The following is a 26,504-nucleotide window of genomic DNA, read 5'->3' on the forward strand; positions in this document are numbered from 1 at the left end:
GACGTTCCTGGTGCTGAACTGGCCAAGGACAGCAACGTCCACGCCAAGGTTGAGACTGAAGACGCCGCTGGTAACCCAGCGTCGGCTGAGGCTGACCGTGGTTACGGCGTAGAGACTGATCTGCCTGAAGCCGAGATCGCGATCAACGTGATCGCTGAAGACGACGTGATCAACAAAGCCGAATCGGAAGGGGATGTCACTGTCTCCGGTACGGTTGGTAAAGACGTCAAGGCTGGCGACACGGTCACTGTGACCGTGAACGGCAAGGATTACACCACCACGGTTAACGCCGATGGCAAGACTTGGAACGTGGACGTTCCTGGTGCTGAACTGGCCAAGGACAGCAATGTTCATGCCAAGGTTGAGACCGAAGACGCGGCTGGTAACCCAGCCAGCGCTGAAGCCGACCGTGGCTACGGTGTGGATACCGACCTGCCCGAAGCCTCGATCACCATCAACACCATTGCTGGTGACGATGTGATCAACAAGGCCGAGTCCGAGTCCAACGTGACCCTGACGGGTACGGTTGGCAAGGATGTGAAGGCTGGTGATACCGTGACCGTGACCGTGAACGGCAAGGACTACACGACCACCGTTAACGCCGACGGCAAGACCTGGAACGTGGACGTTCCAGGTGCCGAGCTGGCCAAGGACAGCAATGTCCACGCCAAGGTTGAGACCGAAGACGCGGCTGGTAACCCAGCCAGCGCTGAAGCCGACCGTGGCTACGGTGTCGATACCGACCTGCCAGAAGCCTCGATCACCATCAACACCATTGCTGGTGACGATGTGATCAACAAGGCCGAGTCCGAGTCCAACGTGACCCTGACGGGTACGGTTGGCAAGGACGTCAAGGCAGGCGACACGGTTACTGTGACCGTGAACGGCAAGGATTACACCACTACCGTTAACGCCGATGGCAAGACCTGGAATGTAGACGTTCCCGGTGCTGAACTGGCCAAGGACAGCAATGTTCACGCCAAGGTTGAGACCGAAGACGCCGCTGGTAACCCAGCGTCGGCTGAAGCTGACCGCGGCTACGACGTTCAGACCGCTTTGCCTAAGGCCGAGATTGCTATCGACACCATTGCTGGTGACGACGTGATCAACAAGGCTGAGTCCGAATCCAACATCACCCTGACCGGTACGGTTGGTCAAGACGTCAAGGCTGGCGACAAGGTCACTGTGACTGTGAACGGCAAGGACTACACAACCACGGTTAATACCGATGGCAAGACCTGGAGTGTGAGCGTTCCTGGTTCCGAGCTGGCTCTGGATGACAACGTCCACGCCAAGGTTGAGACCAAGGATGCTGCCGGTAACAGCGCTAGCGCTGAAGCTGACCGCGACTACGGTGTGCAGACCACATTGCCTGAAGCCGAGATCACTCTGGATCCGATCGCTGGTGACGGCGTGCTGGATCACAAGGAAGCTGGCGACGGCAAGGGCACGATTGACGTGACCGGTACGGTTGGCAAGGATGTACAGCCTGGCGATACCGTGACCCTGACTATCGGTGGCAAGGAATACACCGGTACCGTTGGCAATGATCTGACCTTCAAGATCCCAGTACCTGTACAGGATCTGTTGAAGAACGATACGGTTGATGCCAAGGTAACGACGACAGACTCGGCTGGTAACAGCGCTTCTGCCAACGACTCTGGCCCATACACGCTGGATGTGGATCAGTTGATCATTGATGGTAACGGTGGTGGCAATCCGAATGGTGGCGTGGGCGACGACGTCATTATTGGTGACCGCGGCGGTGTACAGGAGAACATCGTTCACGGCCAGAGCTACAACATTGCCATTCTGGTTGACCGTTCCAACAGCATGAAAGAGGCTTCTGGTACGGACAACATGAACCGTATGCAGTTGCTGAAGGCTGCGCTGACGACCTTGGCTGAAAGCTTGGCCAACCACGAAGGCGGCACGGTGAACCTGAGTATCATCGGCTTTGGTACCAAGGCTGATGCGCCTATGGTCTTCAAAGATCTGACGCATGCTGATCTGGTCAAGTTGCTGAACTCGATCGACACCTTGAATGGCTACAACTCCAACTGGAACTCCAACGTTGGCGGTACCAACTATGAAGCAGCCTTCAAGGCGGCTGAAGCATGGTTCAAGACTGGCGATGCACCGGCAACAGACAAGAACGGCAACGCTTATGAAAACGTTACGTACTTCCTGACTGACGGTAATCCAACTCAGTACGGTACTGGCCAAGGTGCTGGTAGTGGCTATGACGCTACTGCTGACTCGCGTGGTCAGAGTGCTTACAACAGCTTGGTTACTTCTTCGGGTAGCAAGGTGTACGCAGTGGGTATTGGTAACGACGTCAGCGTGGATGTTCTGCGCAAGTACGACAACACCGGTACTGAGATTGTTGATGTTATCCGTGGTACCAAGGACGTTACTGACTTTGAAAACGGCCGTCACGACGGGTGGACGAAGGTCAACGGTGGTGGCACTGTCGGCGTCAACAACGACTGGTGGGCTGGATCGCGTCTGGAAATCACTGATACCTATAGCAATAGGAACGATACTTCCACGACAGTTCGTGGCCCCGGTATGGCAGTGGCCGCTGGTAGCTATGGCAAGCTTAGCTTTACCTATGCAGAGAGCGGCCGTAATAGCCAGGACGTGTTCAAGTGGCAACTGCAGAAGTACAACGAGAAAACAGGTAACTGGGAAGTTGTGCAGGAAGGTGGCCGCCCAGGTAGCTCCGGCACCATCACGACCAAACCAGTAGGCGAAGGTCAGTACCGCTTCGAGTTCCTGGTTGATGATCGTTCCAGCAGCAGCAACTACAAGGTCTACATTGACGACGTCACGATGCTGTCCTCCGGCAATTCAAATGATTGGAAAGAGGTCAACAAGGTCGACATCGTCAACACCAAGGAAGACTTGGATGCAGCCTTGAAGGGTGGTTCGGTAACGAATGATCCAGCACCTGTTGGTAACGACCACATCATCGGTGGTGATGGTAATGACATCATCTTCGGTGACACGATCAACACCGACGGTTCGGTTTTGCCATGGCATGAAGTGGGTGGTCGTCCAGACAACCTGCCTGATGGCTCCGGTCTGAAGGCGCTGGAAGTGTTCTTGCAGATGAAGAACAACGGCACTCCAGCAACAGGTAATGATCTGTACGAGTACATCAAGGAAAACCATGCCGACTTCAACGTTGACGGCGACAAGCGTGGTGGTAACGACATCCTTGACGGTGGCGCAGGTAACGACATCCTGTACGGTCAGGGCGGTAACGACACCTTGATCGGTGGTGCCGGTGACGACATCATGTTCGGTGGTGAGGGTGATGACACCTTTGTGTGGAACAAGGGCGATCAAGGCACTACTAGCAAACCGGCTGTGGATTACGTGATGGACTTTGGTGATTCGGGTACCGACACCTTGGATATCACTGATCTGTTGTCGGGCCACGACCTCAATAGCGGCGACCTGAGCCAGTATCTGACGGTAGGCAGCTCGGCTAACGGCAAGATGGAAATTGGTATCAGCTCTCAAGGTAATGGTCAGATCGATCAGAAGATCATTCTGGACAACATCGACTTTGACGCAGAGAAGGCAGCTCAGATCGCCAACTCGCTGAAAGACGGCACCTTGAAGTCTTCTGATTTCTAAGCTGTTCACTGGATAGGCACTACCTGCGGGTAGTGTCCAAGCCCCACAAACCTATTTGGGTTTGTGGGGTTTTTTTATGTCTGTGGCTTGTCGTCAGCGCCAATAGTGGGCACCTGGCATTTGTGACTATGATCGTGATGTGTCGCAAGAAAGAGGGCGCATGCAGCAGGGCTATTGACCACGCTTAGCCGGTAAGTGCGCTGTTCTGCGGGTTGCCACGTGGTGGCCTCTCTTTTCAGGGATAGTTCAGGGCCGTTTAACAGCCTGCTCTATATATAGAGGGATTAGGCGCTTTGTCGATTGCCAAGCGTTCACTAAATAGGCAAGCTATAACGCCGTTATAAGGGTTTGCTTATTTGGGATTGACGTGCTCTTGTCTTTTGCCTGGCTACGCCTTTTTCTTCGATCTAGGATTGCGCTGTTTGTGCTGGTCGCACTGCTGGTATTGGTGTGGCTGCCCTTGTCGGCGCCTGCCTTGCAGTTCGAGGCAAGCAAGATTCGTCAGACCGCTGTTTCCCGTTTTGGCGCCCGTGCCGGGACTGCCGTGGATCGGTGGATGGCCAATCTGGAATCCGCTCGTGGATTAAGCGAACGTCGCCAGTTAGATGCCGTTAATGATTTCTGGAATATGAATGTGATGGCGGGTGAGGACATTCATATCTGGGGCCAGTTGGATTACTGGGCAACGCCCATAGAAACTCTGGGCAAAGCAGCAGGTGACTGTGAGGATTTTGTCATCGGCAAGTATTTTTCCTTGTTGCACCTGGGTGTGCCTAATGAAAAACTGCGATTGATCTATGTACGCGCGCAGGTCGGTGGCCAAAGTATTGCGCACATGGTGCTGGGCTACTATCCCACGCCGCAGTCCGAGCCTTTGCTGCTCGATAATTTAAGCGGTTCGATTCGCCCCGCCAGCCAACGTCCTGATCTGACCCCTGTGTTCAGCTTTAACTCACAAGGGGTGTATGTGGGTAATGCCCAAAAAGGTTCGGTAGACAGTATTAGCCGCTGGCGCGGGTTGCTGGAAAAAATGCGTAAGGAAGGTTTTGTGCCCTGAGGATGAACACCCCCTTTGTGCGTGATGATCGATCAGTAACAGAACCCAAGCCACCCTTCGGGGTGGGCTAGACCAGAATTTATGGAATATACGGAAGCGCTATGTCTTTACTTAAACAGCTCTTGCTAAGTGTCTCGTGCGCGATTCTTGCTATTTTGATTGGCACGCTGTGGTTTAGCGTGGATTCGGCAAGGCAGTACTTAAGTAGCCAATTGCAGGCTCAGGGCGAGTCGGCGGCGACCTCGCTGGCCTTGACCTTGTCTCAGCCCAGCAACCAGGACCCGATTACGCAAGAGCTGCTGATCGCAGCTTTGTACGATACCGGTCAGTTTGAACGCATTCGTTTTTACGACACTTCCGATACCGTCCTGGTAGAGCGTAGCGCTCAGCAGGAAACCCAGGTCAGTGGTTCCTCTCCTGCGTGGTTCGCCAACTCCTTGCCGATTGATGTGCCTTTGGCGTCCGCGCATGTCAGTAATGGTTGGAACCAGATTGGCACGATCGAGGTCAAGCCTGCCGACGAGTACGCTCGCGCCAGTCTGTGGAAAAGTTTTGTACGCGTCACCTTGCTGGTTTTGGGTGCCGGAATTGCCTGGGGCGTATTTGTCTTGATGGTGATGGCCTGGTTGCGCCGTGCCTTGCGTGAGCACGTACAGTTCGAGCTGCAACAGATGGACCAAAGCGAATCTGTGCCTAGCCGCAAGAAAGTGCGCACGATTCCCGAGTTGGAGGCCGTGACACATACCTTGAGTACGGTGCAAAACCGTATCCGTGTCAGTAGCCAGGAGCAAAATGCCCGAATCGAGCAATTGCAGTTGGAGCTGAACTGCGACCCGGTGACGGGCCTGGCCAACCGCAAGTACTTCGTGAACTTGTTCCGTCAGGTATTGCAGCAAGAGGAGGGTGGCCATGTATTGCTGTTCCGTCAGCGGGACTTGCTGTCTTTAAATACCTCCTTGTCGCGCGACGCGGTAGATGCCTGGCTGAACCTGGTGACCCAGCGTTGTACAGAGCTTTTGAAGAAAAATGGCATGGATGCGGGCAATCTGGCTCGTTTGAATGGCTCCGACTTTATCGTGCTGCTTAAAGGTCAGACGGGTCCTCAGGTGATGGGCTTTGCTCAGGAATTGCGTACCGCCTTGCAGGAGTTGCGTCAGCCCCTGCCCGATGGCAGCCTGTGCCGATGGTCTATGGCGATGACAAACTACGAAGGCCAGGATTCGCTCAGCGCTGTGATGACGCGCTTGGATAATGCCTTGATGCGTGCCGAAGGGGCAGGGCACCAGGAAGTGGAGTACCGTCCTTCTGAAGGTGCCCATAGCGAGGCGGGTTCCTCTATTGGCGAGCAGGAATGGCACTCGCGTATTGAGCGGGGCCTGGAGCAGGGACGGATTGAACTGAATGTGAAGCCGGGCGTCGAAGTGTGGGGCCAGGCTGGCAAGATTCACGACGCTACCTTGAATTTGCTGCCCGAGCAGTCGGGCCAGGCCAGTTTGCCTGCTTATTTGTTTATCCCCGTTGCGGTTCGTTTGGGTCTGTCCGGGCAATGCGATTTGCGTACGATGGAGCTGGCAGGTGATTGGCTGGCTAAAAACGAAGGCAGTTTAAGCGTTCGAGTGTCCTGGGCATCGGTGATCAAGCCCGGATTTGCGGATCAGGTGGCTCAGGTGTTGGCTGCGGCAGGGGATACGGCGCAGCGTCTGATTATTGAGCTGGATGCCTACTGCCTGAGCGAGCATGATGTGGAAACGGTCGCTTTTGTGGATAAATTGCGCCCCTTGGGTGTGCAATTCGGTCTGCGCCGGGTGCTTGAACAGCCCGAGTCTATCCTGTGGTTGCACATGATGGCACTGAAGTACATTGTCCTGGACGATGAGCGTGCCCAGACTCTGCAGGCCGAGGTGGGTGGGCGACATTTACTGATGGCATTCTTGCAAAGTTTGCAGGAACTGGGCATTGGTTTGCGTCGAGTAACGCGAGCCAGCAATAGTGCCCAGTTGGATGAGTTGTTGCGTGAAAACGCCGTCGTGCCAAGGCCTTAGGAAATAAATCCTTGTTTTGTCGGGCCTTATTTGCTAGTATATGTGGCTTACCTCTTTATTTTGACCGGAGAGGCTTAGTCGCCTATCCGGATTGAAGTTGGTAATACAACGTTTTGTCTCTCGCAAGATTTCAACCTAGGGTTCGGCTTGCCGGACCAGATCGAGATCGGGTTTACGGTATCGAACTGGCTGGATCCGAATCTGACGGGACCAAAACTGGTTGTGTGACCCAGTCATTTTGGCTGGATCGTTGCAATTAAGTTGGAACAGGAAAAATCATGATTCAAATGCAGACCACGCTGGACGTGGCCGACAACACAGGTGCGCGTTCTGTAATGTGCATCAAAGTGCTGGGCGGCTCGAAGCGCCGTTATGCCGCAATTGGTGACGTTATCAAAGTTACCGTTAAAGAAGCGGCCCCGCGCGGACGCGTCAAAAAAGGCGAAATCTACAACGCTGTAGTGGTTCGTACCGCTAAGGGCGTGCGCCGTAAAGACGGTTCGCTGATTCGTTTCGGTGGCAATGCCGCCGTATTGCTCAATGCCAAGCTGGAGCCTATCGGCACCCGCATCTTCGGACCCGTGACGCGTGAACTGCGTACCGAGAAGTTCATGAAGATCGTGTCCCTGGCTCCCGAAGTGCTGTAAGGAGCGCGAAAAATGCAAAAAATTCGTAAAGGCGACGAAGTTATTGTGCTGACCGGCCGTGATAAAAAACGCCGTGGCACCGTACTGCAACGCGTCGATGCAGACCACGTTATCGTGGAAGGCATCAATGTCGTCAAAAAACACGTTAAAGCCAATCCTATGGCTGGCACGCAAGGTGGGATCGTCGACAAGACCATGCCTATCCATATCTCGAACGTTGCTCTGTTCAACCCAGAAACCGGCAAGGGCGACCGCGTTGGTATCCAGGTGATCGACGGTCAGAAGACGCGTATTTATCGTTCCAGCGGCAAAGCCGTTGGCGCCAAGGCATAAGGGGCGGATAACATGACACGTTTACAAGAGTTCTACCGCGAAAAAGTGGTTGCCGATCTGCAAAAGCAGTTCGAGTACAAGAGCATCATGGAAGTACCGCGCATCACCAAGATCACCCTGAACATGGGTGTCTCGGAAGCCGTTGCTGACAAGAAGATCATCGAGAACGCGGTATCGGACATGACCAAAATTGCTGGTCAGAAGCCCGTTATCACGAAAACCCGCAAAGCTATTGCCGGTTTCAAGATTCGCGAAGATTACCCGATTGGTTGTATGGTGACCCTGCGCGGTCAACGCATGTACGAATTCCTGGATCGTCTGGTCGCTGTGGCTCTGCCTCGCGTACGTGACTTCCGTGGTGTGTCGGGTCGTGCGTTTGACGGTCGTGGCAACTACAACATGGGGGTTAAAGAGCAAATCATTTTCCCCGAAATCGAGTACGACAAAATCGACGCAGTGCGTGGTCTGAACATCAGCATCACTACTTCTGCCAAGACGGACGAAGAGGCCAAGGCGCTGCTTAGCGCGTTCAGCTTCCCGTTCCGCAACTAAGGGGCGCAACGTGGCTAAACTTTCCCTCATCAATCGCGACATCAAGCGCGTCAAGCTGGCTGAGAAATTCGCCGCTAAACGTGCCGAACTGAAAGCGACCATTGACGACCAGTCCAAGTCTGACGAAGAACGCTACGAGGCTCGTTTGCAGTTGCAGCAATTGCCACGCAACTCGAACCCGACCCGTCAACGCAACCGTTGCGTTATCACCGGTCGCCCCCGTGGTGTTTTCAAGAAATTCGGTTTGACTCGCCATAAAGTGCGCGAAATGGCAATGCGCGGCGAGATCCCCGGTATGACCAAGGCCAGCTGGTAGGAGAAATACACATGAGCATGAGCGATCCAATCGCCGATATGTTGACCCGCGTGCGTAACGCGCAAATGGTCAACAAGACATCGGTCAGCATGCCCTCCTCGAAGCTGAAAGCAGCTATTGCTGCTGTGCTGAAAGACGAAGGCTACATCGAAGATTTCCGCATCGTTGGCGAAAAAGCCAAGCCAGAGCTGGAAGTCACCCTGAAATACTATGCCGGCCAGCCAGTCATCGAGCGCATCGACCGCGTTTCGCGTCCTGGACTGCGCATCTACAAAGGCAGCACAAACATCCCTCAAGTCATGAACGGCTTGGGTGTTGCTATCGTGTCCACGTCTCGCGGCGTGATGACCGATCGCAAAGCTCGTGCAGCTGGCGTCGGTGGCGAAGTGCTGTGCTACGTGGCATAAGGAGAACATCATATGTCACGTATCGCTAAGTATCCCGTTTCCCTGCCTAAGGGCGTAGAAACGACTATTGCCGCTGATCAGATCACGGTCAAAGGCCCTCTGGGCACTTTGGTTCAAGCTCTGACTGGCGACGTCACCATTGAACTTCAAGACGGTCAGCTGTCTTTTGCAGTTGCGAACGAAACCCGTCACGCAAACGCAATGTCCGGCACCGTGCGCCAACTGGTCAACAACATGGTTGTTGGTGTCAGCGCCGGTTTCGAACGCAAGCTGAGTCTGGTTGGCGTGGGCTTCCGTGCCTCCGTCCAGGGTAATGCCCTGAAGTTGCAACTTGGTTTCTCGCACGACATCGTGCACGACCTGCCTGAAGGCATCAAAGCCGAGTGTCCTACTCCGACTGAAATCGTGATCAAGGGCTCGAACAAGCAGGTGGTTGGTCAGGTTGCCGCAGAAATTCGTGGCTATCGTCCACCAGAGCCTTACAAAGGCAAGGGTGTACGTTACGTCGGCGAACGCGTCATCCTCAAGGAAACCAAGAAGAAATAAGCCCGCAGGCAAGGACGAATCATGGACAAGAAACAATCCCGTATGCGTCGTGCAGTGGCTACTCGCCGCAAGATCGCCGAGCTGCGCGTACACCGCCTGTCGGTGCATCGCACGAATACGCATATTTACGCGAGCATCATCTCGCCCGAAGGCGACCGCGTTCTGGTCAGTGCTTCCACTGTCGAGACCGAAGTTCGCAAAGAATTGGCCGTTGGCAGCAACGTAGCGGCAGCCAGCCTGGTTGGCAAGCGCGTCGCCGAAAAGGCGAAGGCTGCGGGCATCGAGACGGTTGCTTTTGACCGCTCGGGCTTCCGTTACCATGGCCGCGTGAAAGCGCTGGCCGAGGCCGCGCGTGAAGCCGGCTTGAAATTCTAAAGGAATTATCAAATGGCTAAAGCACAAGGCAGACAGGCTCCAGAGCAAGAGCGCGATGACGGCCTGAAAGAAAAGATGATTGCGGTCAACCGCGTCAGCAAAGTCGTTAAAGGTGGTCGCACCATGAGCTTTGCTTCGCTGGCCGTGGTCGGTGATGGCGATGGTCGCATCGGCATGGGTAAGGGCAAAGCCCGTGAAGTACCCGTTGCTGTTCAGAAGGCAATGGAACAGGCCCGTCGCGGTCTGATCAAAGTGCCTCTGAAAAACGGCACTCTGCATCACACCGTAGTTGGTAAGCACGGTGCAGCCACCGTTCTGATCTCTCCCGCAGCTGAAGGTACTGGCGTTATTGCCGGCGGCCCAATGCGCGCTATCTTCGAAGTGATGGGCGTTCGCAACGTCGTAGCCAAGAGCCTGGGTTCCAGCAACCCATACAACATGGTTCGCGCTACATTGAACGGTTTGCGTGCTTGCTCGACACCTGCTGACATTGCTGCCAAGCGCGGCAAGACAGTTGAAGAAATTCTGGGGTAAGTCATGGCACAGAAACAAATCAAAGTTACGTTGGTGCGTTCGGTCATCGGCACAAAGCAAAGCCATCGCGACACCGTTCGCGGCCTGGGTCTGCGCCGAGTCAACACCAGCCGTGTATTGGTTGATACTCCTGAGGTTCGTGGGATGATCCGCAAGGTGGATTATCTGGTTACGGTCTCGGAAGCCTGAAAGGAATCGGGATGTCTGAATTGCAATTAAACAATCTCAAGCCCGCCGCTGGCGCCAAACACGCAGCACGTCGTGTTGGTCGCGGTGTCGGTTCCGGCTTGGGCAAAACCGGCGGACGTGGTCATAAAGGCCAAAAATCCCGCTCGGGTGGTTTTCATAAAGTCGGTTTCGAAGGCGGTCAAATGCCTTTGCAACGTCGTTTGCCCAAGCGTGGTTTCACCACCCTGGACGACCACCTGTACGCAGAAGTACGTCTGTCCGAACTGCAAAAAATGGATGCCGAAGTTATCGACGTCCAGGCACTGAAGCAGGCTGGCGTGGTTGGCCAAATGGTGCGTTACGCTAAAGTCATCAAGTCCGGTGAACTTTCCCGTAAAGTTGCGCTGAAAGGCATTAATGCAACGGCCGGCGCTCGCGCCGTGATCGAAGCAGCCGGCGGCTCGCTGGAATAACAAGGGGTCACGGTGGCAAAAGCTCAGGCACAGAGTAAGTCGGGTCCGCGCTACGGCGATTTGAAACGTCGTCTCGTTTTCCTGTTGCTCGCCCTGATTGTCTACCGCTTGGGTACGCACATTCCGGTACCAGGCATCAATCCTGATGCCTTGTCCGAACTGTTTACTCAAAACCAGAGTGGTATTCTGGGTTTGTTTAATATGTTCTCCGGTGGTGCTTTAGAGCGATTCTCAGTGTTCGCACTGGGAATCATGCCCTACATCTCGGCGTCCATCATCATGCAATTGATGACCGCTGTGGTGCCTACGCTGGAAGCAATCAAGAAAGAGGGTGAGTCAGGTCGTCGCAAGATCACGCAGTACACCCGTTACGGAACAGTCTTTTTGGCCTTGTTCCAGGGAGTTGGGATTTCCATCGCTCTAGAATCACAGCCCGGTCTGGTTATCGACCCAGGGATGTTGTTTCGCTTCACGACAGTGGTAACACTGGTCACTGGCACCATGTTCGTCATGTGGCTGGGTGAACAGATCACTGAACGGGGATTGGGTAATGGTATTTCCATCTTGATCTTTGCCGGTATCGTAGCGGGTCTGCCTAATGCTTTGGGCGGCATGCTTGATCTGGTGCGTACGGATTCCATGTCGATTCTATCGGCACTGTTTATCCTCGTTTTAGTAGCCGCCGTCACGTACTTCGTCGTCTTTGTCGAGCGTGGTCAGCGTCGTATCACGGTCAACTACGCCAAACGGCAAGTAGGTAACCGTATCTATGGTGGTCAAAGCTCGCATTTGCCGCTGAAACTGAATATGGCTGGTGTGATCCCTCCGATCTTCGCCTCGTCCATCATTCTGTTGCCAGCGACGATTGCTAATTGGTTTTCCAGCACGCCCGGTCTGGGTTGGCTGCGTGAAATCGAGGCTGCTTTGTCGCCGCGTCAGCCGCTTTACATTACTTTGTTCTCCGCGCTGATCATTTTGTTCTGCTTTTTCTACACGGCCCTGGTGTTTAACAGCCGCGAAACTGCAGACAACCTGAAAAAGAGTGGAGCTTTCGTACCAGGGATTCGTCCCGGTGATCAGACAGCGCGTTATATCGACAAGATTTTGATGCGTTTGACGTTGGCCGGTGCTATCTACATCACCTTGGTATGTCTGGTACCAGAGTTCTTGCAAATGCGCTGGAATGTACCGTTCTATTTCGGCGGCACATCCTTGCTGATTATTGTTGTAGTAACCATGGACTTCATGGCGCAGGCCCAGGCCTATGTCATGTCACAACAATACGACTCGCTGCTCAAGAAGGCTAACTTCAAAGGCTCGAGCTTGCCGATGCGGTAATTCACGAAAATGGCAAAGGACGACGTTATTCAAATGCAGGGACAGGTTCTTGAGAACCTTCCCAACGCAACTTTTCGCGTCAAGCTGGAAAATGGTCACGTAGTGCTTGGATACATTTCAGGCAAAATGCGTATGCACTATATCCGGATTCTGCCGGGCGACAAGGTCACTGTGGAGCTCACGCCCTATGATCTATCCCGAGCACGAATTGTGTTCCGCTCCAAATAAGCGGCCCGGTTACAGGAAACTAGGAGTCAAACCATGAAGGTAATGGCATCAGTAAAGCGGATCTGCCGCAACTGCAAAATCATTAAACGTCATGGCGTGGTGCGAGTCATCTGCACCGATCCACGCCACAAGCAGCGTCAAGGCTAAGTTGCCGAAACGCAACCGATTTAACAAGGAATAACCATGGCCCGTATTGCCGGCATTAACATCCCGCCGCATCAACACGCCGAAATCGGTCTTACCGCGATTTTCGGCATCGGTCGCACCCGCGCTCGCAAGATTTGCGTTGCGTCGGGCATTGAATACTCCAAGAAGGTCAAAGATCTGACCGACGCGGAACTCGAGCGCATTCGCGAACAGATTGGCCTGTTCACCGTAGAAGGTGACCTGCGTCGTGAAGTTCAGCTCTCGATCAAGCGTTTGGCTGACTTGGGAACTTACCGTGGCATGCGTCACCGTCGCGGTCTGCCAGTGCGCGGCCAACGTACACGCACTAACGCTCGCACCCGTAAAGGTCCGCGTCGCGCCGCCGCGTCCCTGAAGAAATAATCGAGGAATAGAAGATGGCCAAAGCTTCTAGCAGCGCTTCACGCGCACGCAAGAAAGTCAAAAAAAGCGTGTCGGACGGGATTGCTCACGTCCACGCTTCTTTTAACAACACGATCATCACCATTACTGACCGTCAGGGCAACGCATTGTCCTGGGCAACGTCGGGTGGCGCGGGCTTTAAAGGCTCTCGTAAATCCACGCCGTTTGCCGCGCAGGTTGCCGCTGAAACAGCCGGCCGTACTGCCATGGAATACGGTATTAAAAATCTTGAAGTTCGCATCAAGGGTCCCGGCCCCGGCCGTGAATCGTCTGTGCGTGCTCTGAATGCTCTGGGTATCAAAATTACCAGCATTGCAGACATCACACCGGTTCCGCATAACGGTTGCCGTCCACCCAAGCGTCGTCGCATCTAAGGGGAAGCAAAGTGGCTCGTTATATTGGACCAAAGTGCAAACTCTCGCGCCGCGAGGGTACTGATCTGTTTTTGAAGAGCGCCCGTCGCTCGCTGGATTCCAAGTGCAAACTGGAATCGCGTCCTGGTCAGCACGGCCGCACCTCTGGTGCTCGTACGTCTGACTTCGGTCTGCAGCTTCGCGAAAAGCAAAAGCTCAAGCGTATGTACGGCGTGCTGGAAAAGCAATTCCGCAAATACTATGTTGAAGCTGACCGCCGCCGTGGCAACACCGGTGAAACGCTGATTCAATTGCTGGAATCGCGTCTGGACAACGTGGTATACCGCATGGGTTTTGGCTCTACACGTGCCGAAGCTCGTCAGTTGGTTAACCACCGCGCCATCGAAGTCAACGGTCACACCGCTGACATCGCTTCCATGCTGATCAAGGCTGGTGACGTTGTTGCCGTCCGCGAAAAAGCTAAATCCCAAGGCCGTATCAAGGAATCCCTGGATCTGGCTACTGGCATTGGCTTGCCTCAGTGGGTGGAAGTTGACGCTGCCAAGCTGTCCGGCGTGTTCAAACAAGCTCCAGACCGCGCTGATGTCGCTCAAGACGTCAACGAATCGCTGGTTGTTGAGTTGTACTCGCGTTAATCTTTTACGCGAAGACTGCTTACACAATGCAGTAAAGCAAGCCCACTTCCCGTTTTTCGGCAAGTGGGCTTTGCGATACTTTCTGCTGGCTTAGGCCAGTTTCCGTCAGCCTTATCGGTGTAACGAGCCGAGGGTATTGAAAAGGAAATCGAATGTCTCAAGGTTTTTTGAAACCCCGTTCCATCGAAGTTGAACCGATCAGCAAAAATCACGCCAAAGTGATCATGGAGCCTTTCGAGCGCGGCTACGGCCACACTCTGGGCAACGCACTGCGTCGTATCTTGCTGTCCTCCATGACTGGTTATGCACCGACTGAAGTGCAGATCACCGGTGTGGTGCACGAGTACTCCACGCTGCCAGGCGTGGGCGAGGACGTGGTTGATATCTTGATGAACCTGAAGGGCGTGGTGTTCAAGCTGCACAGCCGTGAAGAAGTCACCCTGATCCTGCGCAAAGAAGGCGCCGGCCAGGTTCTGGCTAGCGACATCGAACTGCCGCACGACGTTGAAATCATCAACCCCAATCATGTGATTGCCACCTTGACCGACGACGGCAAGCTGGAAATGCAAATCAAGGTTGAGCAAGGCCGTGGTTACGTGCCTGGTAACGTCCGTGCCTTGGCTGATGATCGCACTCACACGATCGGCCGTATTGTGCTGGACGCTTCTTACAGCCCAGTGCGTCGTGTTAGCTACGCGGTCGAAAACGCCCGTGTGGAACAGCGTACTGACCTGGACAAGCTGGTTCTGGACATTGAAACCAACGGCGTGATCTCGCCCGAGGAAGCAGTGCGTCAGTCCGCTCGCATCCTGATGGATCAAATCTCGGTGTTTGCTGCTCTGGAAGGTGTGGGCGATGCCTACGAAGCTCCAGTACGTGGCGCTCCACAGATCGATCCAGTGCTGCTGCGTCCTGTCGACGATCTGGAATTGACGGTTCGTTCCGCAAACTGCCTGAAAGCCGAAAATATTTACTACATCGGCGATCTGATCCAGCGTACCGAAAACGAGCTGTTGAAGACTCCAAACCTGGGTCGCAAGTCCTTGAACGAAATCAAGGAAGTCCTGGCTGCACGTGGTCTGACTTTGGGCATGAAGCTCGAAAACTGGCCACCTCTGGGCCTTGAGCGTCCATAAGTCGTCATCAAGACGGTAGTTTCTTAGACACTGCTGGCACTTTTTTGGGTGTTGTACACCTGCAAAAAATGTCAGTGGTGGCTAAAAACGTGTTATTGTTTTGCGCTGTCCATCTGGTCCGCAGCTTAGCTGATAGAAGAACCGGATTTACGCATGTCGCATAAGCGGCGTGCCAATTAGATTCATTATTTAGGAAAATCATCATGCGTCACCGTCACGGTCTACGTAAACTGAATCGTACCAGCAGCCACCGTTTGGCCATGTTCCGCAACATGTCCGTGTCCCTGCTGACTCACGAAGCCATCAAAACCACACTGCCTAAAGCTAAAGAGCTGCGTCGCGTGGTTGAGCCCCTGATCACTTTGGCTAAGAACCCAACTTTGGCTAACCGCCGCCTGGCTTTCGCCCGTCTGCGCGACCGCGATGCCGTTACCAAGTTGTTTGAAGTGATTGGCCCACGTTACCAAGAGCGTAACGGTGGCTACACCCGTGTTCTGAAAATGGGTTTCCGTCAGGGCGACAACGCTCCTATGGCATTCATGGAACTGGTGGATCGTCCAGAAGTTCAGGAAGAAGCCGCTGCTGAATAAGCGCCGCTTGTTTCTACAGTAGTATTGAAAACGGACTCTCAGGAGTCCGTTTTTTTATGTGCTAATTATTTGTAGCCTCAAGGTAAGGCTCTTTCTTGGAGTTGCTCCAGCTTTAGGATGGGGGAGCAAAGCAGGAACTTATGAGTGTTAAAAGCCGCTTGAGAAGTATCGGCAATGCCCTGTTATATAAGGGTTTTCGCCAAGTTCTGCGGTCTGCATCGCTTTATGGTTCAAATAATTGCAGGCAATTGATAAAACCGGCAGGGATCTGATAGTGGGCCTTTGGGCCGCTCCATAAAATCTGCGCTATATCAGCTTCGTCATGGTGGCGAGCTGTAAAGAACGATGATTTTCAGGAGACTGGCGATGGCACAGAATACATTGCTCACACACGATAAGTTTTTGCTGGGTACCTTTGCCACTAACTGTGGTGGTGGCATGACGGTATCCACTTTGCCTGATCGCTGGCAAGCCACGTGGGAAAACAATCTGAAGCTGGGCAAGCTGCTGGATGATGCCGGTATGGACTTCATGCTGCCCATTGCTCGCTGGATTGGTTACGGTGGCGAAACCGATTTCCACGGTTATGTATTGGAGACCGTGACCTGGGCGACCGCCTTGCTGGCCAATACACGCAATATCAGCGTTTTTGCCACGGTGCATACCGTTGCCAACCATCCTGTTGTGGTGGCCAAGCAAATCGCCACTATGGCGCAGATGAGCGGCAACCGTGTGGGCTTGAATATCGTGGCTGGCTGGAACAAGCCTGAGTACGATGCTCTGGGTGTGAAGCTGCCTGATGATCACGAAACTCGCTACGGCTACGCGCAAGAGTGGTTCGACCTGATCAAGAAAATCTGGCATCACGATGGCCGTTTCGATTGGGATGGAAAGTACTTCCAGGCCAAAGGCGTGTACGGCAACCCTCGTCCAGAGTTTGACCCACCTATCTTTAACGCCGCTGGTTCCGGTCAAGGCCGCGAGTTTGCCAGCCGCAATGCCAACTTCCTGTTCACCCCGGCCATGGAGTTGGAGCGCTCGAAGAAGGAAGTAGCTGAACTGAAGGCACAAGGGGATGCACAGGGCCGCAAGGTTGATGTCATGACCTTCTCGCACGTGGTTTGCCGTCCTACGGAAGCTGAAGCCAAGGCGGAGTGGGAGCGCATCATGGGCAATATCGACAATGGCGCCGTGGACAATCTGATGAACTTGCAGTTTGCCCATGCTCATTCCTTCCCGCACGAGTTGCTGGAGCAGATTCGTGAACGCATGGCAGCTGGTCATGGTGGCTTCCCGTTGGTGGGGACACCCGAGCAAGTTGCCGATGGTTTGTGTGCTCTGCACGCCGCTGGTTTCCGTGGAACAACCTTGTCCTTTGTGGACTATGTGAAGGAATTCCCGTATTTCCGTGATACTGTGCTGCCTTTGTTGCAGCAGCGTGGCATTCGCTAATAGCGATACGCGGGCTATCCGGCAGGCTTGGGTTCTGCCACGGGGGGATGGCCAGTACACGTAAGCCATGCAGGCAACGCCGTCGTGATGGCGGTGTTGCCCATAAGATTAAAAAAGGTGAATCATGCCTGTGGAATTGGCTTCCTTGCCGACAGACCAAGCGTTACAAGCGCCGGGGGTTTCTGCCGAGCAATTCAAACTGGCCATGCGCCATCTGGGCGGTACGGCCAATGTCATTACGGTCGACCATCAGGGCCAGCGTAGCGGCTTGACTGCGACTTCGGTGACGTCGGTTGCGGCTGACCCAGCGGAGGTGCTGGTCTGCGTCAATCAAAGCTCGTCATCCTGGCCTTTGATGCGCGACAGCGGTCTGTTTGGCGTGAATATTCTGGGCGTTGAGCAGGCTGGCCTGGCGTTGCAGTTTGCCGGTTTTAAAGGCGAACAGGGCGATGCCCGCTATGCCGGTCACGATTGGCTGCGGACCGAGCACGGTATTTGGCTGGCACGGCAAGCGCCCGCAGCTTTGGCCTGCCAGATTGTGGAAGTGATTGAGCGCCATAGCCATGCCCTGGTATTGGGCCGGGTGCTGCAAGTACACCATGCCGAGCAGGAGCAGGATTCGCCTTTGCTGTATTGGCAGGGACGCTTTGGCCGTTTTCAGGGCCAGTAAACCGTCGAGATGGCCGTTCCTGGCCTGGTGTATGCCTGGTGAGGGGGCAGCCTAGGGATTGTCTCGATGTTGCAGTGCAAGAGGCTGTGTCACACTAGGGCACAGCTTTTTTTATCGCTTGTCGCGACGCTCATGACCACCATACTGAATCGCTATGCCCAGCTGCATTCGCAGGATGTGGACTGCGTTCAGCACTATATCTCCCAGGTTTTCTGCCCACACAGCCTGACGCTGACGGATACGCGTCAGCGGCTGAATGCACGTCTGTATCTGCGCCAAGGACAGGATGTCGCTTATGGTCGATTGCGTTATGGGGCGCAGGTGCAAATTGAGCCTCAACCTCTGGACGATTTCTATCTCTTGCAAATCCCCTTGTCGGGTCAAGAGCAGATCCATACGGTGCATGGGCGTTTTGCGTCCACCTCGCGCCTGGCTTCCATCATTAGCCCGACTCAAGCTTTCAGCATGGAACACAGCCTGGAGGCCGATAAGCTGTTTGTGCGTATTGGACGCCAAGGGCTGGAGCGTCATTATCAGGATTATTTTGCGCAGCCTGTGCGTGGGCCCTTGGAGTTTCAGCCGTCTATTCCTTTGGATGCGCCCGGTGGGGCCAGCCTGCGCCGTTTGCTGGATTGGCAGTTTGCCGAGGTGTCGGACGGGACCTTGTTTGACCAGGCCCGTCAGGTGAAGCAGTTCGAGCAAACCTTGATTTATGCTTTGTTCGAGCTGCATCAGCACAATCAGCCTGCTCACAAAACCGCTGCTGCGGTGCCGCATGTTTTGCGTCGCGCCTTGGACTTCATGGAAAGCCAGGCCAGTCAGTCCATCACGATTGGCGATATTGCCCAGGCCGCTGGTGTCAGCGTACGCAGTCTGTATGCCGGATTCCGGGAGCATCTGGGAGTGGCACCGATGGCGCGCTTGAAGCAGATGCGTTTGGAGGCGGCTCGGCGTCATTTGCAGGAAGGTGGCATGTCGGTGACCGAGGTCGCCATGGCCTGTGGCTTTACTCATTTGGGGCAGTTTTCGGCCGATTATCGGCATAGCTATGGCGAGCGCCCGTCCGAGACCTTAAGTGGCTTGAGTCGAGCCCGGTCCGGCCTCTAAGCCGGAGCCTGAAGCGCTACACTAAGGGCTCTGATTAGGAGCCCTACATGTCCTCTGATAGTCCCTCCCATTCCAAACCCAAGCTGGACCTGACTGTGCCCGATCTGGATGCCCAGCATGTGGTGCTGGTGCAGACGACCGTGCCCGATATGATGCTGGCCAAATACCTGGCTCATCACTTGGTTGAGGATGGAATTGCAGCTTGTGCGAACCTTGCGCCTGCCAGTTTGTCTATGTACATGTGGCAAGGGGAGTTACAGGGCGATGAGGAAATCACACTGACTTTCAAAACCACAGTAGCCCGGCTACCGGAACTGGCAGATCGCTTGCGGGAGCAGCATCCGTACGAATTGCCTGAACTGATTGTTCTTCCTGTTGTTGGTGGTTTCACCGCTTATCTTGATTGGGTGCGGACCCAGACGCGTCCTGCCTGATTCAGATGGCCCAGCCTAAAAAACCGGAATAGATTTGTGTCCTTGTCTTTGAAGCGTTCCCTGTTTCCCGCCCAGCGTCTTGGCGCCTGGTTTGCCGTTCTTTTTGTCTTGATGCTGGCCTGGCTGGCAGCGGCCCCTTTGACGGCCCAGGCAGAAGAAGAGTTCTTGGACCCGGAGCAGGCTTTTGTCCTGACTGCGGCCATGAGCCAGCCAGATCAACTGGATATCCATTTCCAGATCGCGCCTGAATACTATATGTATCGCAAGCGCTTCGAGATCTCGACCGAGAAGGCGGAGCATTTGGGCAGCCCCCAGCTTCCCGATGGCGAAAAGGTGTACGACCCTACCTTTGACGAGGTCATGGAGGTTTACCGAAATTCGGTGACTCTGCGCGTCCCGGTTTTGGCTGATAGCGCTATTGGCCAGGATCTGAAAATTGATGTGGTCAGCCAGGGCTGCGCGGATGCGGGCCTGTGTTATTCCCCCTCTACCCAAACCCTGACCTTGATTCCTACCGGGCAAGGCTGGGAAGTGGCGGGACCTTTTGGAGTGTTGTCGGTGCCTGCTCCGGGCGAAGGCGCCACCCAGAAGACTGACACAGCAACGTCCAGTTCCTCTGCCACACCCGGCATAGGTGGTATGGCCTCTGCACTGAGCCTGAGCGATGTGGGTTTGGCGGATTATCTGAAACAGGCGGGTTGGGGCCAGATCGTGCTGCTGAGCTTTGTGTTCGGCTTGCTGCTGTCCTTTACGCCTTGCGTCCTGCCTATGGTGCCTATTCTGCTGTCGATTATTGCAGGCCGTAATCAGCCTGCACCGTCGCGCTGGCACGGCCTGAAAATGGCCTTCGCTTTTGTGCTGGGCCTGTCGCTGGTCTACACCTTGCTGGGTGTTGCTGCCGGGTTGCTAGGTGCAGGTTTAGCGAGCTGGTTGCAGAACCCTTGGGTGCTGGGCTTGTTCGCGCTGATTCTGGTGGCATTGGCCCTGTCCATGCTGGACGTCTTTACCTTGCAGGCTCCGGCCGGTTTGCAGACACGCCTGAACGAGCGAATGAATCGCTTGCCCGGCGGTCAGTTGGGCGGCGTGTTTCTGATGGGCATGTTGTCCGCCTTGATTGTTGGCCCTTGCGTGGCGGCCCCATTGGCGGGCGTGCTGCTGTTTATTTCGCAGACGGGTGATGTGGTTCTGGGTGGCTCGGCCTTGTTTGCCTTGGCCTGGGGCTCGGGTGTGTTGCTGCTGGTCGTGGGTGCAGGTTCTGGCCGGGTATTGCCCAAGGCCGGTGCCTGGATGGAAAGCGTCAAAACCGCGTTTGGTGTTTTGTTGCTGGCCACGGCCTGGTGGATGGTGTCGCCCTTGATGTCTGGCACCGTCGCTGTGTTTGGCTGGGTTGTATTGGCTTTGTGGGCTGCCGCTTTGTTGGGGGCCTTTGGGCGCGGGACGGCGGAGCGCACGCCCTGGTCGGGGTTGCGACAAGGTGTGGGCGTCCTGCTGGCTGTCTGGGCCATCATGATGCTGGTCAGCATTGCATTGAGCCGTCCTAGCGTGATTCGTCCTTTGGAAGGCCTGAAATCCACCGGCACTGTAGCGGCGGCACAAAGCAAAGTGGAATTCCAGCGTGTGAACAGTTTGCAGGAGCTCGAGGAGCGCTTGGCCAAGGCGACTCGTCCTGTGATGCTGGATTTCTATGCGGACTGGTGCGTGTCCTGCATTGAGATGGAGAACTTCACCTTCAGCGATCCCTCGGTTGCACAACGCATGGCGCAGTTTGAACTGCTGCAGGTAGATGTCACCGCCAATACGCCAGAGGATCGTGAACTGCTCAAACATTTCCGCCTGTTCGGCCCGCCCGGCATCATGTTTTTTGATTCCAAGGGGAAACAGTTGGAGCAACTGCGCGTTATCGGTTTTCAGGACGCCAGTCGCTTCTCCAAGGTGCTCGATGAGGTGTTGGCGGGTGCCTGACCGGCTTGATCGGGTCGAAATTTCCTCTATCTGGGTCTAAGAGGCGATAGATCGTCGTGTACAAGCAACAAAAAACGCAGCTCACAGGCTGCGTTTTTTGCGTTCTGATTGATGTGAATCAGGAGTTCTGTTTGCGCATCAGCTTGGCTGCTTCGATGGCGAAATAGGTCAGAATGCCGTCACCGCCAGCGCGTTTGAACGCCAAGAGGGACTCCATCATGACCTTGTCGTGATCCAGCCAGCCGTTCTGGGCAGCGGCCTTGATCATCGCGTACTCGCCACTGACTTGGTAGGCGTAGGTCGGCATGCCAAAGGCGTCTTTCACGTCGCGCAGGATGTCCAGGTAAGGCAGGCCAGGTTTGACCATGACCATATCGGCGCCTTCACGGATGTCGGCAGCCACTTCGCGCAGGGCTTCGTTACGGTTGGCCGGGTCCATCTGGTAGGTGTTCTTGTTGGAACGGCCCAGATTGGCAGCCGAGCCTACCGCGTCGCGGAAGGGGCCGTAGAAGGCGCTGGCGTACTTGGCCGAGTACGCCATGATGCGGGTGTGGATGAATTGATCCTTGTCCAAAGCGGCGCGGATGGAGCCGATACGGCCGTCCATCATGTCGCTGGGGGCCACAATATCCACGCCCGCTTGGGCTTGGGTCTGAGCCTGACGGATCAGCATGGCAACGGTTTCTTCGTTCAGGATGTGGCCGTCATTGTCCAGAATGCCGTCCTGGCCGTGGCTGGTGTAGGGGTCCAGCGCCACGTCAGTCAGCACGCCCAGCTCGGGGAATTGCTGCTTGAGCATGCCCACAACGCGCGGGATCAGGCCGTTCGGGTTGGCGGCTTCGCTGCCATCCGGGGTCTTCAGGGACGGATCGATAGAAGGGAACAGGGACAGCACGGGGATGCCCAGCTCCATACATTGTTCGCCCACACGCATCAGTTCATCAGGCGAATAGCGCATGACGCCTGGCATGGAGCCGACTTGTTCCTGAACTTTCTCGCCTTCACGGACAAAGACCGGGTAGATCAGATCGTCTGTGGACAGGCGGTTTTCACGCACCAGACGGCGGGAAAACTCATCGCGGCGGTTACGGCGCAGGCGAGTATTAGGAAAGTCGGCAGGAGGAATAAAACGAGTCATGGAACAACCTTCGGAGAAATCCAGTTTTCGATGTATTCGGTCGCTTCGGTCAGGCCGATACGATCGGTGGAGGAGAAGGGCAGCGCGTGCAAAGCGCCAATTTCTCTGAGTTGGCGGCGCACTTCGGCAACGGCCTTGATGCGTTGACCATACGGCAGTTTGTCCGCCTTGGTCAAAAGCGTCAGTACCGGTTTTCCGGTGGGCGCAATCCATTGGGCCAGACGCATATCCAGCTCGGTGACGCCGCGGCGTATATCGATTAACAACACAATGCCGGCAATCGAAGGCCGTGTTGCCAGGTAGTCGCCCAGGATCTCGGCCCAGTCCTGCTTTTCGTGACGGGCCACGGCGGCATAGCCGTATCCGGGCAAGTCCACCAGGTGGCCCAGGTAGTCGCCCGGTGTGAGCGGGTCGGGGATGCCGAACATATTGATCAGGCGTGTTCGTCCCGGCGTTTTACTGGAAAAAGCCAGTTTCCGTTGGTTGGCCAACACATTGATGGCGGAGGATTTGCCCGCATTGGAGCGCCCCACAAAACAGACCTCGGGAGGTCCGGGAGGAGGTAGCTGATCGATCTGAGCAGCAGAAATCGTGAAGTGAGCGCGGTGCAGTATCGACATGGTTGCAGCGTAATTCCATATTGGTTCAGAGCCTATTGTATAATCTCTCGATTTGAAACAGTAATGTCGTATTCCACTGGGTACTGACCAGCGGCTTACGGTGGCTTTTGCGGGGCGCATGCGGCACCCCGATTGATTCGCGATTATCGAGGTCCAAATGAAGCGTGCGCTTTCCCGAGTCGTTATCGCAAGCAGCCTGACGATGGCTTGCTCTGTGGTTTTTACCGCTAACGTGGCCAATGCAGCCGGTCTGGCCAAGCCAGATGCCGCCAAAGGCGAGCAGCTCTACCTGCAAGGTGAGATGTCGCGTGGTGTGCTGGCCTGTGTGACCTGTCACGGGGATGGCGGCAACAGCATTATTCCAGTGAACCCGTCGCTGGCTCACCAGCCGTACGAGTACCTGGTCAAGCAGTTGCACGATTTCCGTGCCAAGGACGAAAAGTCCCAGCCCTCGCGTCGTGGCCCAGAAGGCGCCAATAGCCTGATGACGGCTATCGCGGCTGGCCTGACTGAAGAAGACATGAAAAACGTGTCGTTGTATCTGTCCCAACAGTCCGTGGACTGGGAACAGGCTGCTAACGCCAGCAAAGAAGACACCATGGAGCGCGGCCAAAAGATCTGGCGCGGCGGTTTGCCCGAGCGCGGTGTTGCGGCCTGTGCCGCTTGCCACTCGCCTGATGGCGCTGGTATGCCCGGTCAGTTCCCCCGTCTGGCGGGTCAGCACCCTGCCTACATCGCCGAACAGCTCAAATTGTTCCGCAGTGGCGACCGTGCCAATGGCCCGATGATGCATGACATCGCAGACCGTATGTCGGACTCCGACATTGCTGCTGTGTCAGATTTCGCAGCCGGCCTGCGTTAATCAGTTAAAGGGGGCCATTGGCCCCCTGACTGTCTACACCCTGACATTCGCTTGGGCCCCAGCTTCGTCCTGAAGGTCGTGGCGGTTTGGGTGCCTTAACAACGGGCAGTGCCGATTTGGGCCGGGTCTCGTGTTGGTGTTTTGTCCAGTAATCGAACTTTGTGCGCGTTCTGCGCTCCAAGTCTGGATGTTTCCGGTGAAACCCCCCACCTCCTAAGCTAGCCTTTGTGAAAAAAGTATCCCCTGTACGTCGCTTTGCGGCCGATTTCCTGGAATTGCTCGGTTCGATGCGCTTTGCCATCAGCTTGCTGATGTTCATTTGCGTAGCCAGCCTGATCGGCACTGTTCTGGCGCAAAATCAGCCTGCTAATACGTATATCGATCAATTCGGGCCGTACTGGTTTGAGTTTTTCGATCATTTCTCGATCTGGTCCATCTACAACAGTGGCTGGTTCATGGTCATCATGACGTTTCTGGTGGTTTCGACCACGCTGTGCGTCATTCGCAATGCCCCCAAGATGATCCGCGAGATGCGCACGTTCAAAGAACATGTGCGCGGCGGCAGTCTGAAAGCCTTCCCCCATCGTGTCGAACTGGAAAGTGCCGGTGCGCCCGCCCATAGTCGCGAGCAGGTGCAGGGATGGTTGCAGTCCCAGGGTTACGCCGTGCGCGTGCGTCAGGATGACGACGGCAGCATGATGATGGCGGCCAAGAAGGGCAGCGCCAACAAGCTGGGTTACATCTTTGCTCACCTGGCCATTGTGGTGATCTGTGTGGGCGGTCTGCTGGACAGCGAATTGCCCGTGCGTGTGCAAGTGTGGCTGGGTGGCAAACAGCCCATTACAGAGAATATGCTGATTTCCCAGGTGCCCGAGTCGGGTCGACTGGGTCTGGGCAATCCCAGCTTCCGCGCCAATATGCTGGTGCCTGAGGGCGCCCGTACGGCAACGGCGGTTATCAATTCTGGTGATGGCGTCCTGATTCAGCCCCTGCCTTTCGCCCTGGAACTCAAGCGTTTCCTGGTGGAGTACTACTCGACCGGCATGCCTAGCAGCTTCAAGAGCGAAGTGGAAGTAACCGATCCGGTCACGGGCGATACGTTCGAGCGCACCATCGAGGTGAACGAGCCCCTGCGCTACAAGGGCGTTACGGTTTATCAGTCCGGCTTTGACGATGGTGGCAGTATTCTTAGCCTGAAGGGCTATCCCTTGGTCGGTACTGGTTCCAAAACGTTTGCTCTGAACGGCAAAGTGGGCGAGACCGTAGGCATTGCGGCCCAGGAAAGCCCCAACAAACATGCTTTGACGGTGCAACTGACCGAGCTGCGCCCCATCAACGTGGAAAACCTGACTGAGGGCGATCCTCAGCCCAAGGCCATGATTGAACACGTTGCCGCTGTGACCGGTAGCGCTGCCAACAAGAAAGACCAGCATTTGAAGAACGTCGGCCCCAGCGTGAACTATCGCTTGATTGACGACCAAGGTCAGTCCCGTGAGTTTGTGAACTACATGCTGCCTGTGGAGCTGGATGGCACCCTGGTGTTCCTGGCTGGTATGCGCTTCTCGCCCGCCGAGCCGTTCCGCTATGTGCGTTTCCCGGCTGACGACAAGGGTTCCTTGAAAGAATTCATGGATTTGCGTGCGGCTACGCAGAACGAGGCCCTGGTGAACCAGGCGGCCGAGCGTTTTGCCGAACGTAATTCTTCTTCGCCTGAGCAAAAAGAGCTGATGCTCTCCGCTTCCAGGACCGCTTTGCAGACTTTTGTACGTGCCGGTTTTGATGGCTTGATCAGCCGTGTCCCCGAGGCCGAGCGCGAGCGTATTCTGGGTTTTGCGATTCCCATGATTCAGTTCACACTGTCGGAATTGCGTGATTTGGTCAGACAGCAACAAGGTTTGCCAGAGTTGGATTACAGTCAGGAAAATAGCGATGCCAATCGCTGGATTCAGTCTGCTGTACTGGCGTTTGCCAACCTGCCCGATTACCCCGCTCCGGTTATGTTGACCTTGGACAGCTTTGAGCAAGTTCAGGCCAGCGTATTCCAGGTGGCGCGCAGCCCAGGCATGTACATTGTGTACTTGGGTTGCTTGTTTCTGATTATTGGCGTGTTCTCGATGTTCTATATCCGGGATCGCCGCGTGTGGGTCTGGATTCGCCCTCACAACCAAGGTAGCCGTTTGATGGCTGCCATGACCTCTCAACGTCGCAACTTGGACTTTAACCTCGAGTTTGATCGCCTGAAAGCGGCTTTCAACCGGCTATCTGTCTGACA

30 protein-coding genes are annotated in these 26,504 nt (G+C 55.2%); 28 read left to right on the plus strand and 2 right to left on the minus strand.

Annotated elements, in window-relative coordinates; translation table 11 throughout:
- The 26 genes from OSH09_RS06940 to dsbD form a co-directional block, all read left to right on the plus strand.
- The coding region (locus OSH09_RS06940; protein ID WP_266120560.1) for an Ig-like domain-containing protein at positions 1–3,648 on the plus strand (3,648 nt) is incomplete at its 5' end.
- A 424-nt stretch (positions 3,649–4,072) separates the two neighbouring features.
- Complete coding sequence (locus OSH09_RS06945) at positions 4,073–4,705, plus strand: transglutaminase-like cysteine peptidase (protein ID WP_207872608.1); 633 nt, start codon at positions 4,073–4,075, stop codon at positions 4,703–4,705.
- Positions 4,706–4,806: 101 nt separating this feature from the next.
- Positions 4,807–6,747 (plus strand): bifunctional diguanylate cyclase/phosphodiesterase, encoded by a 1,941-nt coding sequence (locus OSH09_RS06950; RefSeq protein WP_266120561.1) that lies wholly within the window; start codon positions 4,807–4,809, stop codon positions 6,745–6,747.
- Between the two features lie 278 nt (positions 6,748–7,025).
- Positions 7,026–7,394, plus strand: a complete 369-nt coding sequence (gene rplN / locus OSH09_RS06955) for a 50S ribosomal protein L14 (protein ID WP_153231433.1) — start codon at positions 7,026–7,028, stop codon at positions 7,392–7,394.
- Positions 7,395–7,406: 12 nt separating this feature from the next.
- On the plus strand, positions 7,407–7,727 hold the full coding sequence (gene rplX / locus OSH09_RS06960; RefSeq protein WP_153231432.1) for a 50S ribosomal protein L24: 321 nt from the start codon (positions 7,407–7,409) through the stop codon (positions 7,725–7,727).
- A 12-nt stretch (positions 7,728–7,739) separates the two neighbouring features.
- Entirely contained in the window at positions 7,740–8,279 is a 540-nt protein-coding gene (gene rplE / locus OSH09_RS06965; RefSeq protein WP_042489408.1) for a 50S ribosomal protein L5, read from the plus strand.
- Positions 8,280–8,289: 10 nt separating this feature from the next.
- Positions 8,290–8,595: a 30S ribosomal protein S14 gene (gene rpsN / locus OSH09_RS06970; protein WP_207872606.1), complete on the plus strand. Its 306-nt coding sequence runs from the start codon at positions 8,290–8,292 to the stop codon at positions 8,593–8,595.
- A gap of 11 nt (positions 8,596–8,606) precedes the next feature.
- Positions 8,607–9,002, plus strand: a complete 396-nt coding sequence (gene rpsH / locus OSH09_RS06975) for a 30S ribosomal protein S8 (RefSeq protein WP_026484822.1) — start codon at positions 8,607–8,609, stop codon at positions 9,000–9,002.
- A 12-nt stretch (positions 9,003–9,014) separates the two neighbouring features.
- Complete coding sequence (rplF, locus tag OSH09_RS06980) at positions 9,015–9,548, plus strand: 50S ribosomal protein L6 (RefSeq protein WP_207872605.1); 534 nt, start codon at positions 9,015–9,017, stop codon at positions 9,546–9,548.
- 21 nt (positions 9,549–9,569) lie between these two features.
- Positions 9,570–9,923 (plus strand): 50S ribosomal protein L18, encoded by a 354-nt coding sequence (gene rplR, locus OSH09_RS06985; protein WP_009459977.1) that lies wholly within the window; start codon positions 9,570–9,572, stop codon positions 9,921–9,923.
- A gap of 12 nt (positions 9,924–9,935) precedes the next feature.
- A complete protein-coding gene (rpsE, locus tag OSH09_RS06990) occupies positions 9,936–10,457 on the plus strand; it encodes a 30S ribosomal protein S5 (protein ID WP_003805367.1) in 522 nt (173 codons plus the stop codon).
- Positions 10,458–10,460: 3 nt separating this feature from the next.
- Positions 10,461–10,646, plus strand: a complete 186-nt coding sequence (gene rpmD / locus OSH09_RS06995; RefSeq protein WP_003805366.1) for a 50S ribosomal protein L30 — start codon at positions 10,461–10,463, stop codon at positions 10,644–10,646.
- Positions 10,647–10,657: 11 nt separating this feature from the next.
- Positions 10,658–11,098: a 50S ribosomal protein L15 gene (rplO, locus tag OSH09_RS07000; protein ID WP_094198139.1), complete on the plus strand. Its 441-nt coding sequence runs from the start codon at positions 10,658–10,660 to the stop codon at positions 11,096–11,098.
- Positions 11,099–11,110: 12 nt separating this feature from the next.
- Positions 11,111–12,436 carry a preprotein translocase subunit SecY gene (gene secY / locus OSH09_RS07005; RefSeq protein WP_003805363.1) on the plus strand — a complete coding sequence of 442 codons (1,326 nt, stop codon included), beginning with the start codon at positions 11,111–11,113 and terminating at the stop codon, positions 12,434–12,436.
- A gap of 9 nt (positions 12,437–12,445) precedes the next feature.
- Positions 12,446–12,664, plus strand: coding sequence for a translation initiation factor IF-1 (gene infA / locus OSH09_RS07010; protein ID WP_003805361.1), 219 nt, complete (start codon positions 12,446–12,448; stop codon positions 12,662–12,664).
- Between the two features lie 33 nt (positions 12,665–12,697).
- Positions 12,698–12,811, plus strand: coding sequence for a 50S ribosomal protein L36 (gene rpmJ / locus OSH09_RS07015; protein WP_003805360.1), 114 nt, complete (start codon positions 12,698–12,700; stop codon positions 12,809–12,811).
- Positions 12,812–12,847: 36 nt separating this feature from the next.
- Entirely contained in the window at positions 12,848–13,213 is a 366-nt protein-coding gene (rpsM, locus tag OSH09_RS07020; RefSeq protein WP_189392888.1) for a 30S ribosomal protein S13, read from the plus strand.
- A gap of 14 nt (positions 13,214–13,227) precedes the next feature.
- A complete protein-coding gene (gene rpsK / locus OSH09_RS07025) occupies positions 13,228–13,626 on the plus strand; it encodes a 30S ribosomal protein S11 (RefSeq protein ID WP_003805343.1) in 399 nt (132 codons plus the stop codon).
- Between the two features lie 11 nt (positions 13,627–13,637).
- Positions 13,638–14,261, plus strand: a complete 624-nt coding sequence (rpsD, locus tag OSH09_RS07030) for a 30S ribosomal protein S4 (protein WP_207872604.1) — start codon at positions 13,638–13,640, stop codon at positions 14,259–14,261.
- A gap of 152 nt (positions 14,262–14,413) precedes the next feature.
- The gene (locus tag OSH09_RS07035; protein WP_003805337.1) at positions 14,414–15,397 is read left to right on the plus strand and encodes a DNA-directed RNA polymerase subunit alpha; all 984 of its coding nucleotides are present in this window, start codon (positions 14,414–14,416) and stop codon (positions 15,395–15,397) included.
- 203 nt (positions 15,398–15,600) lie between these two features.
- On the plus strand, positions 15,601–15,987 hold the full coding sequence (rplQ, locus tag OSH09_RS07040; protein WP_207872603.1) for a 50S ribosomal protein L17: 387 nt from the start codon (positions 15,601–15,603) through the stop codon (positions 15,985–15,987).
- Between the two features lie 366 nt (positions 15,988–16,353).
- Entirely contained in the window at positions 16,354–17,439 is a 1,086-nt protein-coding gene (locus tag OSH09_RS07045; RefSeq protein ID WP_266120562.1) for an LLM class flavin-dependent oxidoreductase, read from the plus strand.
- A 124-nt stretch (positions 17,440–17,563) separates the two neighbouring features.
- The gene (locus OSH09_RS07050) at positions 17,564–18,109 is read left to right on the plus strand and encodes a flavin reductase family protein (protein WP_266120563.1); all 546 of its coding nucleotides are present in this window, start codon (positions 17,564–17,566) and stop codon (positions 18,107–18,109) included.
- A 132-nt stretch (positions 18,110–18,241) separates the two neighbouring features.
- The gene (locus OSH09_RS07055) at positions 18,242–19,216 is read left to right on the plus strand and encodes an AraC family transcriptional regulator (protein ID WP_207872600.1); all 975 of its coding nucleotides are present in this window, start codon (positions 18,242–18,244) and stop codon (positions 19,214–19,216) included.
- A gap of 47 nt (positions 19,217–19,263) precedes the next feature.
- Positions 19,264–19,650, plus strand: a complete 387-nt coding sequence (gene cutA / locus OSH09_RS07060; protein WP_222669171.1) for a divalent-cation tolerance protein CutA — start codon at positions 19,264–19,266, stop codon at positions 19,648–19,650.
- Between the two features lie 36 nt (positions 19,651–19,686).
- A complete protein-coding gene (gene dsbD, locus OSH09_RS07065) occupies positions 19,687–21,612 on the plus strand; it encodes a protein-disulfide reductase DsbD (protein WP_266120564.1) in 1,926 nt (641 codons plus the stop codon).
- Between the two features lie 118 nt (positions 21,613–21,730).
- Here dsbD and hemB read toward each other — a convergent pair whose 3' ends face one another.
- Together hemB and yihA are read right to left on the minus strand one after the other, a co-directional pair.
- Positions 21,731–22,750: a porphobilinogen synthase gene (gene hemB, locus OSH09_RS07070; protein WP_266120565.1), complete on the minus strand. Its 1,020-nt coding sequence runs from the start codon at positions 22,748–22,750 to the stop codon at positions 21,731–21,733.
- A complete protein-coding gene (yihA, locus tag OSH09_RS07075) occupies positions 22,747–23,370 on the minus strand; it encodes a ribosome biogenesis GTP-binding protein YihA/YsxC (protein WP_207872596.1) in 624 nt (207 codons plus the stop codon). The genes hemB and yihA overlap by 4 nt, the downstream gene beginning before the upstream one ends.
- A gap of 157 nt (positions 23,371–23,527) precedes the next feature.
- Between yihA and OSH09_RS07080 the strand changes: the two genes are divergently transcribed.
- Both OSH09_RS07080 and OSH09_RS07085 read left to right on the plus strand, forming a co-directional pair.
- A complete protein-coding gene (locus tag OSH09_RS07080) occupies positions 23,528–24,232 on the plus strand; it encodes a c-type cytochrome (protein WP_207872595.1) in 705 nt (234 codons plus the stop codon).
- 227 nt (positions 24,233–24,459) lie between these two features.
- Complete coding sequence (locus tag OSH09_RS07085; protein ID WP_266120566.1) at positions 24,460–26,502, plus strand: cytochrome c biogenesis protein ResB; 2,043 nt, start codon at positions 24,460–24,462, stop codon at positions 26,500–26,502.
- Positions 26,503–26,504: the final 2 nt, after the last annotated feature.

It is taken from the genome of Alcaligenes parafaecalis (assembly GCF_026344135.1).
Lineage (GTDB): Bacteria > Pseudomonadota > Gammaproteobacteria > Burkholderiales > Burkholderiaceae_B > Alcaligenes > Alcaligenes parafaecalis.

Coding starts and splice junctions, on each gene's coding strand:
- OSH09_RS07055 (WP_207872600.1), top strand. CDS start 18,242: ATGACCACCATACTGAATCGCTATGCCCAGCTGCATTCGCAGGATGTG.
- hemB (WP_266120565.1), bottom strand. CDS start 22,750: ATGACTCGTTTTATTCCTCCTGCCGACTTTCCTAATACTCGCCTGCGC.
- yihA (WP_207872596.1), bottom strand. CDS start 23,370: ATGTCGATACTGCACCGCGCTCACTTCACGATTTCTGCTGCTCAGATC.
- rplQ (WP_207872603.1), top strand. CDS start 15,601: ATGCGTCACCGTCACGGTCTACGTAAACTGAATCGTACCAGCAGCCAC.
- OSH09_RS07050 (WP_266120563.1), top strand. CDS start 17,564: ATGCCTGTGGAATTGGCTTCCTTGCCGACAGACCAAGCGTTACAAGCG.
- rplO (WP_094198139.1), top strand. CDS start 10,658: ATGTCTGAATTGCAATTAAACAATCTCAAGCCCGCCGCTGGCGCCAAA.
- rpsH (WP_026484822.1), top strand. CDS start 8,607: ATGAGCATGAGCGATCCAATCGCCGATATGTTGACCCGCGTGCGTAAC.
- rpmD (WP_003805366.1), top strand. CDS start 10,461: ATGGCACAGAAACAAATCAAAGTTACGTTGGTGCGTTCGGTCATCGGC.
- rplR (WP_009459977.1), top strand. CDS start 9,570: ATGGACAAGAAACAATCCCGTATGCGTCGTGCAGTGGCTACTCGCCGC.
- OSH09_RS07035 (WP_003805337.1), top strand. CDS start 14,414: ATGTCTCAAGGTTTTTTGAAACCCCGTTCCATCGAAGTTGAACCGATC.
- OSH09_RS07080 (WP_207872595.1), top strand. CDS start 23,528: ATGAAGCGTGCGCTTTCCCGAGTCGTTATCGCAAGCAGCCTGACGATG.
- rpsM (WP_189392888.1), top strand. CDS start 12,848: ATGGCCCGTATTGCCGGCATTAACATCCCGCCGCATCAACACGCCGAA.
- OSH09_RS06950 (WP_266120561.1), top strand. CDS start 4,807: ATGTCTTTACTTAAACAGCTCTTGCTAAGTGTCTCGTGCGCGATTCTT.
- OSH09_RS07045 (WP_266120562.1), top strand. CDS start 16,354: ATGGCACAGAATACATTGCTCACACACGATAAGTTTTTGCTGGGTACC.
- rplF (WP_207872605.1), top strand. CDS start 9,015: ATGTCACGTATCGCTAAGTATCCCGTTTCCCTGCCTAAGGGCGTAGAA.
- rpsK (WP_003805343.1), top strand. CDS start 13,228: ATGGCCAAAGCTTCTAGCAGCGCTTCACGCGCACGCAAGAAAGTCAAA.
- rpsE (WP_003805367.1), top strand. CDS start 9,936: ATGGCTAAAGCACAAGGCAGACAGGCTCCAGAGCAAGAGCGCGATGAC.
- rpmJ (WP_003805360.1), top strand. CDS start 12,698: ATGAAGGTAATGGCATCAGTAAAGCGGATCTGCCGCAACTGCAAAATC.
- infA (WP_003805361.1), top strand. CDS start 12,446: ATGGCAAAGGACGACGTTATTCAAATGCAGGGACAGGTTCTTGAGAAC.
- rplE (WP_042489408.1), top strand. CDS start 7,740: ATGACACGTTTACAAGAGTTCTACCGCGAAAAAGTGGTTGCCGATCTG.
- rplN (WP_153231433.1), top strand. CDS start 7,026: ATGATTCAAATGCAGACCACGCTGGACGTGGCCGACAACACAGGTGCG.
- cutA (WP_222669171.1), top strand. CDS start 19,264: ATGTCCTCTGATAGTCCCTCCCATTCCAAACCCAAGCTGGACCTGACT.
- rplX (WP_153231432.1), top strand. CDS start 7,407: ATGCAAAAAATTCGTAAAGGCGACGAAGTTATTGTGCTGACCGGCCGT.